The 14,357-nt window shown below is 54.9% G+C and carries 13 protein-coding genes; 7 read left to right on the forward strand and 6 right to left on the reverse strand.

Features of this window, described 5'->3' with window-relative positions; genetic code table 11:
• The first annotated feature begins 137 nt into the window (after positions 1-137).
• Genes FLT43_RS18605 through FLT43_RS18615 form a run of 3 tightly spaced genes read left to right on the forward strand, consistent with a single transcriptional unit; the run spans position 138 to position 2,091 of the window.
• The gene (locus FLT43_RS18605) at positions 138-509 is read left to right on the forward strand and encodes a GntR family transcriptional regulator (protein WP_087444165.1); all 372 of its coding nucleotides are present in this window, start codon (positions 138-140) and stop codon (positions 507-509) included.
• The gene (locus FLT43_RS18610) at positions 506-1,405 is read left to right on the forward strand and encodes an ABC transporter ATP-binding protein (protein WP_087444164.1); all 900 of its coding nucleotides are present in this window, start codon (positions 506-508) and stop codon (positions 1,403-1,405) included. Before FLT43_RS18605 ends, FLT43_RS18610 begins: the two co-directional genes overlap by 4 nt.
• On the forward strand, positions 1,402-2,091 hold the full coding sequence (locus tag FLT43_RS18615) for a hypothetical protein (protein ID WP_087444163.1): 690 nt from the start codon (positions 1,402-1,404) through the stop codon (positions 2,089-2,091). The genes FLT43_RS18610 and FLT43_RS18615 overlap by 4 nt, the downstream gene beginning before the upstream one ends.
• A gap of 114 nt (positions 2,092-2,205) precedes the next feature.
• Here the strand turns inward: FLT43_RS18615 and FLT43_RS18620 are convergent, their stop codons facing one another.
• Positions 2,206-2,991: an ABC transporter ATP-binding protein gene (locus FLT43_RS18620; protein WP_087444162.1), complete on the reverse strand. Its 786-nt coding sequence runs from the start codon at positions 2,989-2,991 to the stop codon at positions 2,206-2,208.
• A 31-nt stretch (positions 2,992-3,022) separates the two neighbouring features.
• A complete protein-coding gene (locus FLT43_RS30550) occupies positions 3,023-3,148 on the reverse strand; it encodes a hypothetical protein (protein WP_255321640.1) in 126 nt (41 codons plus the stop codon).
• Positions 3,149-3,386: 238 nt separating this feature from the next.
• Between FLT43_RS30550 and FLT43_RS18630 the strand changes: the two genes are divergently transcribed.
• Together FLT43_RS18630 and FLT43_RS18635 are read left to right on the forward strand one after the other, a co-directional pair.
• Positions 3,387-4,379 (forward strand): WXG100 family type VII secretion target, encoded by a 993-nt coding sequence (locus FLT43_RS18630; protein WP_087444161.1) that lies wholly within the window; start codon positions 3,387-3,389, stop codon positions 4,377-4,379.
• Positions 4,379-4,612, forward strand: a complete 234-nt coding sequence (locus tag FLT43_RS18635; RefSeq protein WP_087444160.1) for a hypothetical protein — start codon at positions 4,379-4,381, stop codon at positions 4,610-4,612. The genes FLT43_RS18630 and FLT43_RS18635 overlap by 1 nt, the downstream gene beginning before the upstream one ends.
• Position 4,613: 1 nt before the next feature.
• Here FLT43_RS18635 and FLT43_RS18640 read toward each other — a convergent pair whose 3' ends face one another.
• From FLT43_RS18640 to FLT43_RS18650, 3 genes are all read right to left on the reverse strand, one after another.
• Positions 4,614-5,771, reverse strand: coding sequence for a phosphotransferase family protein (locus FLT43_RS18640; RefSeq protein WP_307719730.1), 1,158 nt, complete (start codon positions 5,769-5,771; stop codon positions 4,614-4,616).
• 235 nt (positions 5,772-6,006) lie between these two features.
• Complete coding sequence (gene odhB, locus FLT43_RS18645) at positions 6,007-7,293, reverse strand: 2-oxoglutarate dehydrogenase complex dihydrolipoyllysine-residue succinyltransferase (RefSeq protein WP_087444159.1); 1,287 nt, start codon at positions 7,291-7,293, stop codon at positions 6,007-6,009.
• A gap of 17 nt (positions 7,294-7,310) precedes the next feature.
• Positions 7,311-10,157, reverse strand: coding sequence for a 2-oxoglutarate dehydrogenase E1 component (locus FLT43_RS18650; protein ID WP_087444158.1), 2,847 nt, complete (start codon positions 10,155-10,157; stop codon positions 7,311-7,313).
• A gap of 701 nt (positions 10,158-10,858) precedes the next feature.
• Between FLT43_RS18650 and FLT43_RS18655 the strand changes: the two genes are divergently transcribed.
• Positions 10,859-11,038 carry a hypothetical protein gene (locus FLT43_RS18655; protein WP_115057750.1) on the forward strand — a complete coding sequence of 60 codons (180 nt, stop codon included), beginning with the start codon at positions 10,859-10,861 and terminating at the stop codon, positions 11,036-11,038.
• 527 nt (positions 11,039-11,565) lie between these two features.
• Positions 11,566-12,471 (forward strand): HPr(Ser) kinase/phosphatase, encoded by a 906-nt coding sequence (gene hprK, locus FLT43_RS18660; protein ID WP_087444157.1) that lies wholly within the window; start codon positions 11,566-11,568, stop codon positions 12,469-12,471.
• A gap of 1,193 nt (positions 12,472-13,664) precedes the next feature.
• On the opposite strand, the gene FLT43_RS18665 is transcribed toward hprK, so the two are convergent.
• Complete coding sequence (locus tag FLT43_RS18665; protein ID WP_087444155.1) at positions 13,665-14,348, reverse strand: M50 family metallopeptidase; 684 nt, start codon at positions 14,346-14,348, stop codon at positions 13,665-13,667.
• Positions 14,349-14,357 lie beyond the last annotated feature (9 nt).

Raw genomic sequence — 14,357 nt, forward strand, 5'->3', positions numbered from 1 at the left:
ATGGGATAACAACGATAGAACATGGTCTTTGTAACACAGGGCCATGTTTTTTTGTGATAAATGCCATTATTGACAGAGAGGAAATTAAGATGTATAGTTGGTTACGCGAGTAATTAACCAGTTAGGTGGTGGGAAGGATGAGTTCGCTCATTGATGACGAGCGTCCGATATTCGTCCAGATTGCGGAGCGAATTGAGGACGATATCATCGAGGGAAGGCTGCCGGAAGAATCGCCGGTCCCTTCCAAAAATCAGTTTGCTTCCTTCTACCAGATCAATCCGGCGACAGCGGCTAAGGGTGTGAATCTGTTAGTGGATGAAGGAATTTTATACAAGAAGAGAGGGATTGGGATGTTCGTGGCGGCGGGAGCACGCGCCCTATTGTTGGCGAAGCGCAAGGAGAAGTTCTACGAACAATATGTTGTCACGATGATCCGGGAGGCAGAGAAGCTTGGCATGACGACAGACCAATTGATCGAGATGATTCGCAGAGGGGAGGGTACGCGATGAGTCATGTAGCAGAAGTGCGGGAGTTGACCAAATCGTACGGAGATGTAAATGCGGTTCAAAATGTCAGCTTTGTGATGGAGGAAGATAAAATATATGGGCTGCTGGGCAGAAATGGGGCCGGGAAGACAACGATTATGCATTTGATGACGGCCCAGCTGTTCCCGACGAGCGGTTCCGTCCGTTTGTTCGGGGAGGCACCCTTTGAGAATAACCGGGTGCTTAGCCAAGTATGCTTCATCAAGGAGAGCCAGAAGTACCCGGATACGTTCCGCATCCACGATGTGCTGTCAGTATCGGCTTCCTTCTTCCCTCGATGGGACTCGGAGCTGGCCGCAAGATTGATTGAAGATTTCCGGCTTCCGCCGCGGCGGATCGTGAAGAAGCTCTCCAGAGGAATGCTGTCTGCGCTTGGCGTGGTTGTTGGCTTGGCGAGCCGCGCTCCGCTTACGCTGTTCGACGAGCCTTATCTGGGCCTGGATGCGGTCGCGAGAAGCATTTTCTATGATCGCTTAATTGAGGATTACACGAAGCACCCGCGCACGATTGTTCTCTCGACCCATCTGATTGACGAGGTGAGCCGGTTATTGGAGCATATTATCGTCATCGATAATGGGAAATTGCTGATCGATGAGGATGCCGATTCGCTGCGCGAACGCGCCTTCACGGCAGTCGGCACCGGATCCAAAGTCGAGCGCTTCATCGAGGGACGGAAGGTGATCCACCGCGATACGTTCGGCGCCCTGGCCACGGTAACGATAATGGGGCCGTTGAGCCCCGAGGGGCGAAAGCAGGCGGCTGCTCTTGATATCGAGCTTGCTTCGGTGTCGCTGCAGCAGCTGATTGTTCATTTGACGGGCAACCGCCCATCCGGCAGAGAAGGGGGAGATGAACGATGAACCGCACAGCTGGCGTATTGAAGATGCATCTCCGGGATAAATGGACCTGGATATGCATACCGTGGGGCATTATGCTTTTCAGCTTTATCATCAATCTTGTGATCGGTCTTAGCATTGAACAAGGGAACAAGCCTTTTTATACCGCGGGAATTGCAAGCATTTATGTCTTTATGTTCATCGCCGGCACCTTCACCTTGGCCCACACCTTTCCCTATGCGCTCGGCATGAATATTAGAAGGCAAGATTATATGCTCGGCACGATCGCGATGTCCGCGATCATCAGTGCAGGGACGTCCCTGCTGCTAGCCATGCTGACGTTCATGGAAAGCCTGTCTGGGGGATGGGGCGTTCGGCTTCACTTCTTCCAATTGCCCTATTGGAGTGACGGGCCTGTCATTCAGCAGATAGGAATGGCATTCCTGCTGCTGATGCATCTGTATTACTTCGGCTTCGCAATCTCCAGCGTACACCGGCGGTACCGAGCCGCAGGAATGTATGTGTTGATCATCGTATCCTTCGCCGTCCTGAGTGTCTTGTCCCTGGCTCTGTCCTACTATGAGGGCTGGAAGGCGCTATGGGACTTCTTCCTCCGCTACTCCGCTTGGGAACTGGTGTTGATGACTGTCCCCTTTACTGTGGTATACGCCTTGATATCGTTCGTTCTTGTTCGAAGATCGACCATCTGACCAAGCCGGAATTGCCTTCGGCGGCAATGAGAGGGTGGAAGCAGCAAAAGCCGACGCAGGTCGGCTTTTGTACATGAAAGCAATGTCGTAGTGATGTGAAGAGGCAGGACAGTATCATTCCGTGTCCAGCAGCTGAAGGGAGTAGCGCTGCCCCAACTCTTGCCGCACTTCGATGCGCGCATGGAAAAATTCGCTTAAATGGGCCGAAGTCAGCTGATCGGCTGTATTGCCGGATGAGAACACGATTCCTTGCTTAATGAGCAGGGCTTTGTTGAAGCAGGGCATAATCTCTTCGACATGATGCGTCACATAGATAAGAGTCGGGGCATCCGGCTCGCGTGCGATCGATTGGATCATATGGAGCAGCTGATCGCGGGCGAAAATATCGAGTCCTGTACATGGCTCGTCCAGGATGAGAAGCTTCGGCGACGCCATCAGCGCCCGGCCGATAAGCACTCGCTGCCGCTCGCCCTGCGATAAAGTATCGTAGGTTCGGTTGAGCAGCCGTTCGCAGCCGAGCAGCCGGATCAAGGACAGTGCCTTCTCCTCGTCAGTCTCCTCGATGTCATCGTACAAGCCGATCGTGGCGAATTTCCCGCTGAGTACGATCTTCTCCACCGTCTCGTGTCCGTATAGCTTCTGCTGCAGGGAGGTACTTACCCAGCCGATGTGCTTGCGCAGCTCGCGCAGGTCGAAGGTGCCGAACCGCTTGCCCAGGACAGAGACGCTTCCTGAGGTTGGCCAGATATAGCCGTTGATCATATTCAATAAGGTCGTTTTCCCCGAGCCGTTCAGCCCGAGCAGGCACCAATGCTCCCCCGGCTTAACTTCCCAGGATACTCGATCCAGAATCGTCTTGTTATCTCTCTTCCAGGTTACCTCCCGAACATCAATGACCATGACGTCTCTCCTCTCCTCTGTGTTGGCAACGTTATTCGCTGCCCCGGCGGCATTGCGGCGCCAGATTGGCCAGCGACAAGCGCGCGGCGGTATCGGCATCCCGCGCCGCAATCGCCTGATACAGCTGAACATGCAATTCCGGTGTATTCAAATTCATATTATTGAGAAGTATATTCCTTTTTTTTCAATTGTCAAACCCAAAATGTCTCGAACTGATAAGCCGTAAGTCCCGATTCACAGGTCCGGGCTGCAGAGAGACTGAATGGTCCATTATGAGGAGGAGTCCCGGGAGCCGCTTCGGAATGGCAGTAAAAAATTAGGAAATTCCTCGCTGGGAATGAGGGCGGTGATTCGCTATAATCATATCAAATTCAAGATAAGGGAATGGATGCACGATGCGCATTACGATCAAACCAGAGCAAATCGATAATGTGGCAAATATGTTCCATTTGGCGTACGGACTATCCAAAACGCAAATGGAGGGACTTCAGAAGGCCATCAAGTCGCTGGAATCGCAGTGGATGGGCATGGAGAAGAACCGCTTCTACAGCGAGTTCCAGTCATCTCAGCAGGTATTTTCTTCCTTCTTGGCTAAGCTTCAGGAGATAGAGCTGGAATTGAAGGATATCGCGCGCCGGTTCCGGGAAGCGGACGGGACGCCTGCCGGGGGGATCCCGGCCATCATCAACGCGGTTGTCCAGGCGGCCGCCGGAGCGGCGTTCGTAGGCAGCGTGCTGGGGGCCGGAGCCGAGCCTGGCGCCGATTCCGCGGCAGACCAATTCAAGGATTGGGACGATGACGACGTGGAGGAATACCGGAAATATGAGGACATCCTGAAGCAGGCGAAGGAGCTGGGCGATAAAAACCTGATGCAGGAAGCTCATGACAAGATGAATATTATTAGCCTGAAATATTCTGATGAGGTGGAGAGAACAGATTACCTCGGGGGAGGAGGGACGACGAAGATGACGCGCGATTCCGTCGTCGTGAATTACCCGCTGCAGGAGGGCAAGGACAAGACGATGATCTCGGTGGACCGCAAGGGCAATGTGGTCAGCTATGAACAGGACGAATCGAAATATACCTATTGGGAGCAAAAACATACAACAGGCGCATTCGAGAATTTTATGGGATCCGCGGCGAAAACGGCGACCAGCTATGGCGTCGGCCTTTTACTGACCCGGGGAAGCAAGCCGTGGGTTCAGCATGCCTCGGGCGTAGGGGGTGCTTTCTTCCTGGACAAATATATTCCGCCGGTTCCTGATGCCGGAGAGACGAGGACGATGATCTACCGCACTAATATCGAGACAGGCAAAATCGAAAACATGGTCATCGTTACGAACGGGCAGAAGGATATTCAGTACCGGTATTGGAAGGAGTACAACTAGTGCGGATCAAATGGATGTTCTATGCCGCGGTCGCCGCTTTTGTCGGATTTTTTCTGCTGGCCACGCCGAAGTACGATGCCGTTCGCTGGATGATTCTCGTTTTTTTTGCCGGTTACTTCGCTATTAAGAAATGGTGCTCCGCCAAATATCAGGGACCGTCGATTCTCGTTCTGATGGCGGCGGTCATCATCATCACGGAAGTGCTGGTGGCTTATTCGGGCGGGACGCCGTAAATCAATTCATGGGCTGACTCGGGCGGGCCTCCCGATCCTGGTTCACTCTAAGCAATCTTGCCGCCGCTTCGGTATACGGCTCGGCCCACGCGGAGAAGGAGAGCGCCGGATCCCAGGGGATCTGCTTCATCGCATGAGCGCAGCCCCAGCGCAGCAGCCGCTGATGCAGCATATGGATGCGGAACCGTTCCACAAAGTCGTCCAAGCCATGTTCCTGCAGCAGACCGCGATCCCCGGCAAAGGAGCTCCCCTGAACATAGGCGGACAGGAAGCTGGCGGCTTCCTCTTCTTCTCCCCGTTCCAGATACAGTGCCGTCAACTTCGGCAAGTCTGCGGCGGCATCTCCGAAATAAGACGTAGTAAAATCGATTACGCCGCTGACTTCCCAGCCTCGATCGGTTTGCTGCACGAGCACGTTTTCCGGCTTGAAGTCGCCCATGACGAAGCTGGGGGAGTCCAACCTGTCCATCGTCGCCTGCGCGTTCTCCAATAGCTGTTCGACCCAATTCTTGTCCTGGTCCGTCATAACGGAGTAGTTCGCGGCGTCGTCGAGCCAATAGCGAATCGTTCCGTACAGCCACGTTGTGTAGGAACCGGCGAACGGGCGAATATGGCCGCTGTCCGGGTCGAATTCCCCGGGATGCTCCGCCTTCCAGCCGTGCAGCGCGAGCAGGGCGCGCCCGAGCGCTGCTGCGATGGCGCATGCATCTTCATGATGAAGCAGCTCAGGATCGTGAATATGCCGTCCGGGCAGCCGGGGCATCAGCGCATAGCTCCAGCCGAAAATATCATCCGACTCGTCAATCAGATAAGGATAAGGCACCTTGAGTCCGGTATTTGCATGCAAATGACGGATAAAATACGCTTCCTCCTCCCACTGTCCGGGATAGAGTGGATTGCCCTTCAGCACGAACTCCCCGGCTGTGGACGTGATGAACAGCGTCTGCTTCATGACTCCGTGCTCCGTAGGCGCGGAGCGAAGCAATCGGCCCAGCCCGAACCGGTCCAGCATCCGCTGCAGTTGGCTGTCTGTCAGGGCGCCTAGCGATTTTGAAGCGAAAAATACGGTTGTCGTCAACCGCTGCACCTCCGTTACACCATGCTGATTCAGGTCGGCCGCATAATACAGAAAAAGCGGCCTGCCTGCAGGCAGCCGCATAGTGGCCAATATCGATGCGTTACTCTACAATACGCTATCTCCAAAATTATCCTATCACGTCGATTCCGGGAAGTCAAAGCAATTCCCCGCAAGGGTTAAGCATGGCCGACAGGCCGTATGAGCACGGCTGCGGAACATGGGCTTCGCGCATCCAACCGGGCCGCGCCGGCGCGCAGAGAACGCAGCACAGCCGGCTCTGCAGAGCCGGCTGACTGTAACGTCTTTTAAAGCCGTATTATCCTTCGAGGAGCAGCGTCTCCGGATCTTCCAGCATCTCCTTGACCTTAACCAGGAATCCGACCGCTTCCGCTCCATCGACGATGCGGTGATCATAGGAAAGGGCGATGTACATCATCGGACGGTTCTCCGAACGCTCTTCATCGATAGCGACCGGACGCAGTTGAATCTTGTGCATGCCGAGGATGCCGACCTGCGGCGCGTTCAAGATTGGCGTCGACAGCAGGGAACCGAAGACGCCGCCGTTCGTAATCGTGAAGGAGCCGCCTTGCAGATCGGACAGCGCCAACGAGTTGGAGCGTGCCTTCGACGCCAGTTCGCCGATAGAACGCTCAATCTCCGCGAAGCCGAGGCGATCCGCGTCGCGAACGACCGGCACGACAAGGCCTTCCTTCGCCGCGACGGCGATGCCGATATCGTAGAACTTCTTCACGAGAATATCTTGTCCGTCGATCTCGGCGTTCAGCAGCGGGTAAGCCTTCAATGCGCCGACGACCGCCTTGGTGAAGAACGACATGAAGCCGAGGCCCACATCATGCTTTTCCTTGAAGGCGTCTTTGCGCCGCTTGCGGATATCGAGAATCGCGGTCATGTCGACTTCGTTGAACGTCGTCAGCATGGCTGCCGTCTGCTGCGCCTCCACCAGGCGGGTCGCGATCGTCTGGCGGCGGCGGGACATGCGCTGGCGCTCGATCGGCTTGGCCGGGTCGGCCGCCGCACCGGAGGCCGGTGCCGCAGGCTTCGCCGGCGCTGTTGAAGCCTCTGCTGGCGCTGCCGCCGGACGGGCTGCGTTCGCCTGCACATCATCATGCTGGATGCGGCCGATCGGGTCGCGCGCAGAGACGCCGTTCAGGTCGATGCCCTTCTCTCTCGCCAGCTTGCGCGCCGCCGGAGAGGCGTAGTATGCGCCGCTGTCCGCAGCAGGCGCAGGCACTGAGGCGGGCGCTGGCGGCGCTGCCGGAGCTGCTGTCGGAGCGCTCTCCTTCTCGGCGGCAATCGCTTCCGCTGCAGCTGCCGGAGCCGCTGGAGCCGCTGGAGCGCTTGCTCCCGCCCCGGAGCCGATGACGGCGATCACTTCGCCGACAGCGACATTCTCGCCTTCCCCTCTCAGGATCGATTCAATGACTCCGCTCTCTTCGGCACTGATTTCCAGATTGACTTTATCGGTTTCCAACTCGGCGAGCAGATCCCCTTGACCTACTGTATCGCCTACTTTGACAAGCCATTTATGCAAGGTTCCTTCCGATATCGATTCTCCAAGATCAGGCACTTTGATTTCAGCCACGACCGTAACCTCCCAGGTTAATTAGTTTTTGTCGAGCGATGCAATGATTCCGTAATGATTTGCCGTTGTTCGAAGCTATGGACATCCGCATACCCGCTCGCCGGGCTGGAATGCTCCGGACGTCCGATATAATGGACAGGCACCTTCTTCGGAGCCACTTCGCGAATCCGCGGCTCCATGTACGTCCAGGCGCCCATATTTTTCGGTTCTTCCTGTACCCAGACGATCTCCTTCAGAGCCGGATAGCGTCCGATAATCGCCGCAATCTCTTCCTGCGGGAATGGATAGAGCTGTTCGACCCGGATCATATGCAGCCAGGAGTGATCCCGATCCGATGTCTCCAGTTCGGTCTGCAGATCGATCGCCATCTTGCCGGTAGCGAGAAGGAGGCGCTCGACCTTCTTCGGCTGCTCGCCTTCCACGGCTTCATCCCATACCGGGTGGAAGTGCCCTTCGCTGAGCTCGCGGCCCGGCGAGGCGCTCCGCTGGTTGCGCAGCAGGCTCTTCGGCGCCATGACGATGAGCGGACGCGCTTCATCGGTTCCGCCGATTGCGGCCTGACGGCGCAGCAGATGGAAGTATTGCGCCGCGCTGGTCAGATTGGCAACCGTCCAGTTATGCTCTGCGGACGATTGCAGGAACCGCTCCAGACGGGCGCTGGAATGCTCCGGCCCTTGGCCTTCGAAGCCATGCGGCAGCAGGACGACGAGATTGGACTTCTGGTTCCATTTCGCCCGGCCGGCAGCGATGAACTGGTCGAAAATGACTTGCGCCGCATTGGCGAAGTCGCCGTATTGCGCTTCCCAGATAACGAGCGTCTCTGGCGCGAATACGTTATACCCGTATTCATATCCGAGTACAGATGCCTCGGACAGCGGGCTGTTATAGATAGCGAAGGAGGCCTTCGCCTGCGGTATCCGGTGGAGCGGCGAGAACGTGTCGCCCGTCTTATAGTCATGCAGCACGAGGTGGCGCTGCGAGAAGGTGCCCCGCTCAGAATCTTGCCCGGTGATGCGGATGGGCTGCCCTTCCGCCAGGATCGTCGCGAACGCCAGCGTCTCGGCGAGCGCCCAGTCGACCTTCTCGCCCTCATCGAGCGCATTGGCCCGGCGCTGCAAAATGCGCTGCAGCTTCGGATAGACCTGGAAGCCCTCCGGGACCTCGAGCAGCTCGCGGTTGATCTCCCGCAGCTGCTCGATCGGCACGGCCGTGCCGTTGCCGGACAAGCGGCTTGGCGGCTCGCCCGTGTTGTGGCGGTACGCCCGGTCGGTCGTCTCCTTCATCTTGTCATACGCTTGCTGCAGGACAGCTTCGGCATCCTTCTTCATCTGGCCGATCTGCGAGTCGTCCACCAAGCCTTCCTGCTTCAACCGCTCGCCGTAAATGACATACGCGGTCGGATGCTGGTTGACCTTGCTGTACACGAACGGCGACGTGCCTTCCGGATCGTCCATCTCGTTGTGGCCGTGGCGGCGGTAGCCGATCAGATCGATCAGGAAATCCTTCTTGAACACGCTCCGGTATTCGACCGCCATGCGAACGGCCGCGATGCAAGCATCCGGATCGTCTGCATTCACGTGCACGATCGGAATCTCGAAGCCTTTGGCCAGGTCGCTCGCATAATGTGTCGAGCGGGAGTCTTCGCTCTTCGTCGTGAACCCGATGCGGTTATTGACGATAATGTGCAGCGTGCCTCCGTTCTGGAAGCCGCGCAGCTTGTTGAAGTTCAGCGTCTCGGAGACGATGCCTTCCCCGGGGAAGGCGGCGTCGCCGTGCATGAGCACCGCCGCGGCATTTCCGGTATCCTGGAGCGGATAGCCCGGCTGGCTGCGGTCATCCTGAGCGGCGCGGGAGAAGCCCTCCACGACCGGATTGACGTATTCCAGATGGCTCGGGTTGTTCGCGAGCGTAACCTTGGTCCGCACGGAATTGCCTTCGGTTACGGAGCGGTCGGCGCCCAGATGATACTTCACGTCGCCGGTCCAGCCGTAGTTGATGCCCATCGAGCCTTCCGACGGGAACAGATCCTTGTTCGGAGAGTGATGGAACTCCGAGAAAATCTTGCCGTACGGCTTCCCAAGCACGTGTGCGAGCACGTTTAACCGGCCTCTATGGGCCATGCCCATGAGGATATGCTGAGTGCCGTTGGCCGCGGAGGTGCGGACGAGTTCGTCTAGCATCGGCACGAGAACATCAGTGCCTTCAATCGAGAAGCGCTTCTGCCCGACGAAAGTGCGGTGCAGGAACGTCTCGAACTGTTCCACCTCGATCAGTCGTTTTAAGAGAGCGACGCGTTCGGCTGAAGTAAGCGGCTCTGGTGAGTTGAGGCATTCCGTATGTCTGCGCAGCCACTTCAATTCTTCCTCGTCATGCACATGTCTGAATTCGTACGCGATGGATCGGGTGTACACCGCCCGCAAATGCTCAATCGCATCCCAGCAGGTATGGACGCCGGCAGGCGCCTCCTTCAACACGATCGAGGCAGGCAGAACTTCCAGATCCGCACGGGTCAGGCCGTAGGCCTCCGGCTCGAAGCGGCGGGTATCCACGGGCGGATTAATGCCCAATGGATCGATATCGGCCGCCAGATGGCCGAAGGTGCGGATAATGCCGGCCAGCTTGACGGCGGAGACGACTTTATTTAACCCGTCTCCGTCCAGCGAGACCGGAGCAGCTGCTCCATCTGCTAGGGAACCGATTGAAGCAGGCGGCGGCCCGAAGCGGGCGAACAGGTCCCGGTAATTCGCTTCGACGGATTCGGGATCGTTAACGTATTGCTCGTACTGTTCCTGGATGTACCCGAGATTGGGTCCATAGTAATCCTTCCATACCCTTTCCTTCTCAGTAACTTCTGCAGCCGACATGAATGCTAGACCTCCTTACGGATTATGCCAAATCTATGAGTATATCCAAAATGACATACCCAATGTTTGCGTTTACACTTAGTGTACCACTTGTTCGCCAGAAATTAAAATAAAATGGACGTTTTTAAGAGAAGAAAATGTGGAATTTATCATGGTAAATGTTCGTAACCTGTTTTCTCAGTCCATTCTCATAGAAACGATTGTTCGTCGTACATTATTATACAATTTCATGCAGAAAATAGAAATCTAAAAGAGAGATTCAATTCCCTCTGCCGATCTCTTCGACTATAATAGTGATATCGGTAATATCACAACAGATTTCCAGACAACCTGGCATGCGGCGGGAATGGTTTCCCGGTATCCGAAGCATCACCCAATCTATGAGAAGACAGGGGACGAAGAGGATGAAGCTGGAGGCGGGAAGTTAGGTACGGAAGATGGAAGGTGCAGGTGAGATCCTGCGTTAATGAGGCGGTTAGAAAACCCCTGTTTTTTACGAATGGGTGGAGATTGTCCATTCCCCTACTCAAAACTTGGCACTCAGAATATTTTCTACTGAGAGACGAGCTCCACAAAATGAAGTGGTGAAAATTCCCATAGGCTTTTCAACGGCCTGATTTTACGGGATCCAAGAGTCCGCGTCGGATCCGGGGGGCATCATCGCCTTCAGGAGGCATCATTGCCTCCTGGGGCTAGAACGTGTGGAGGGAATTGCTGCTATTTTACAGGAATTTCGGCTCAATGAGTCACATCCCGAGGAATTGCTGCAAATCTACATCATTTTAGGCCCTTTTGCTTCAAGCCGAAGCGGAACGGGTGAAATTCCTGCAGTTTTGCAGGATTCCCCTTCTGGGAAAGTTGTCCATATCGAATTGCTGTAATTGCGCAGGATTTTGCTTACCGAATAGGCGTGTCTGTAGAAATCGTGCAGTTTTGCAAATTTTGCTTACCGAATAGGTGTGTCCAGGGAAATGGTACAGTTTTCAGGCCGTTGGAAATCCCCTGTTTTTACGAATGGGTGGAGATTTTCCATTCTCCTACTCAAAACTTGGCACCCATAGCGTTTTAAATCGATTTTTTCTACGGAGAGACGAGATCCACCACACAAAAAATGAAGTGCCACAAAATCCCTCGGACTTTCTCAACAGCCTATTTATGCAGGAATTCCTGTATCGAAGTAAGCGTCATAAGGGAATACTGCATTCCTGCAGTTTTTCGGCCACTGAAGCTTTAAGAATAAGGGGGTCCTCGTTGTAGCGAAAAACTACGGTTGGGTCTCCTTTTTTCCTTCTTGGTCCAACGAGTCATTTTTTTCTAAATAAATTAGTGAAAAATTTCACGATGGATGGGTTTTTCGCTCTCCTTTTTGTTAGAATATAAGGAACATTGGATCCGATGAGGTGATGAGATGAAAACGGTCATGATTCAACAGCTTGTGGAGAAGTTCAAGCTTGAAGTGCTGACGGGCGAGAACCGCCTGAACCGCACCATTTCCAATACACGCGTGCACCGTCCGGGACTTGAATTCGCCGGGTACTATGAATTTTTCCCGCAGGAACGCATTCAAGTGCTTGGACTGAAGGAGATCGGGTACCTTCATACATTGACCGAGGAAGAGCGCGACGCCCGGATCAAAAACGTCGTGAAATACCATCCCCCTTGCTTTGTCGTTACTCGGGATCAGGAAGGGCTCACGTACTTGATCGATCATTGCCGGCGGGAAGACATTCCGCTGCTGCGCACCTCCATGACGACATCGAAGTTCATCGGACTGGTTGATTCTTATGTGACGAAAATGCTGGCGCCCGAGATTCAGGTGCACGGCGTATGCATGAACGTGGCGGGCATCGGCATCCTGCTGCGCGGCAAGTCGGGCATCGGCAAGAGCGAGACGGCGCTGACGCTTATCCGCCGGGGGCATCGCCTCGTCTCGGATGACGCGGTCGTCCTGCGCAAGATGAACCCGGAGACGCTGATCGGCTCCCATGACGGCAAGACGCGTGAATTTCTCGCTTTGCGCAGCATCGGACTTATTAACGTGGCCCGCATCTACGGACGCAGCGCCTTTCAGGAAGAGACCCGCATCGTGCTTGATATCGAGCTGACGAAATGGAAGGACAACGAGCTGAACAACGAACTGGAGCTGGAGCCCCGGTTCACGGAATATATGGACGTCAAGGTTCCGACGGTCCAGATTCAGCTTCAGCCCGGACGGGATGTCGCCAGCCTCGTCGAGGCGGCGGCCAACAACTATTATTTGCAGCAGCAGGGATATAGCGCCGCGGAGGAATTCATCTCGAGGCTGAATATGTAAGTGGGATACGAAGAGGGGGCTGTCCCATAAGTAGTTTTTACCTACATTGAGACGGCCCCCATGACCCTACCCTGCTTCTCATAACTCGACTTGCCGACAAAACTGCGAAAATACAGTTTTCCCTTGTGACGTATACTCCGTTAACGAAATTCCTGCAAAACAACATGAATTTCAGTCCTGTCATTGGAGTGGAAGCGAAAATCGGCAAAAAGGATGCACTTTTCAGGCCGTTGGAAAACCCCTGTTTTTTACGAATGGGCGGAGATGTCCATTTACACAATCAAAACTTGGTACTCAGAATATTTTCTACTGAGAGACGATCTCCACTATATAAAAAATGAAGTGGCGAAAACTCCCATATACTTCTCAACGGCCTGATTTTACGGGATCCAAGAGACCGCGTCGGAGCCTTGGGGGGCATCATCGCCTTCAAGATGCATCATCGCCTTCTGGAGGCATCGTTGCCTCCTGGGGCTTGAACGTGTGGTGGGAATTACTGCTATTTTACAGGAATTTCGGCTCAATGAGTTCCACATCCCGAGGAATTGCTGCAAATCTACATCATTTTAGGCCCTTTTGCTTCAAGCCGAAGCGAAACGGCTGAAATTCCTGCCGTTTTGCAGGATTCCCTTTCTGGTCAAGTCGTCCATATCGAATTGCTGTATTGACGCAGGATTTTGCTTACCGAATAGGCGCGTCTGGAGAAATCGTGCAGTTTTTGCGGATTTCGCCTACCGGATAGAAGTGTCTAGGGAAATGGTGCAGTTTCCAGGCCGTTGGAAAACCCCTGTTTTTTACGAATGGGTGGAGATTGTCCATTTTCCTACTCACAACTTGGACCCATAGCGTTTTAAATCGATTTTTTCTACTGAGAAACGAGATCCACCACATAAAAAATGAAGTGTCACAAAATCCCTTGGGCTTTCTCAACAGCCTGGCTTTTGCAGGAACTGCCTTAGGTAGCGGCTGAAATAGCATAAATTCCTGTACAAATGCAGGATTCGCCGCTAGTCCCGCCACCGCCATTCCCCCTCTACATGCTCTGTTGTCCATTCTTGCCCGGCATCATGCTTCAATCCCTATGGGACAGTCCCTTCCTTCTATGCAGTTCACGGCAGCAATGCGCTTCACCCGCAACGCTTAGCCGTTCATATGCGGCGAATCTAGGCAGAGCTGCATCGGCCCGGACGCCGTTAGCGGGAGCGGGGGCTCTTCCTCGGATGAAGGAAGAGCCGCAGGCATTCCCTCGCTCCGAGGAGGGCGACCGCCGTGAACAGGAGCGCCCACAAGGCGGCCGGAACCGGGGTCAGCCGCGCCAGATTGGCGGCATCCCCGGCCTGGCCCGGATTCTGCACGGCCAGGATGAGCAAGAATACGGGGCCCAGGACCGATTCCACCAGGGCGATGAAGGCGACCAGCAAGTAATAGCCTTGCCGCAGCCATGGCCATGGGCAGAAGCAGATCGCGGCGGTCAAGAGCAGGAAGCCGATGCACCACATGACGCCGTAGCCGTTACGCACGAAGAAGAGCAGGCTAATGGCCGTGAGGATAAGAACAGCCATTAATCCGGTCTGCTGCTTCCCGCGGGAATGTCCGTAGAACAGCAGGACAGCGAACACCGTAGAGACGATATAGCCGGCGAGCGCGATAAGAATGAAGCGCCACGAATGGGCTGCCGCGGAAGAGTACGTGACTCCGCTATGATCGGCGAATAAATGAATATACAATACTTTGCCGGACACGAGCAGGGTGACGATCGCGTGACCGAACTCATGCACGAGCGTATCTACATTGCGAAAGAAAGAAGAAAACGGAATGACCCGCGTCAAGACGGCGGCCACCACCAGAAATACGACGGTTTTTCCCCAATGCTTCATCGTCGCTCC

The organism is Paenibacillus thiaminolyticus (assembly GCF_007066085.1).
Classification (GTDB): Bacteria; Bacillota; Bacilli; order Paenibacillales; family Paenibacillaceae; genus Paenibacillus_B; species Paenibacillus_B thiaminolyticus.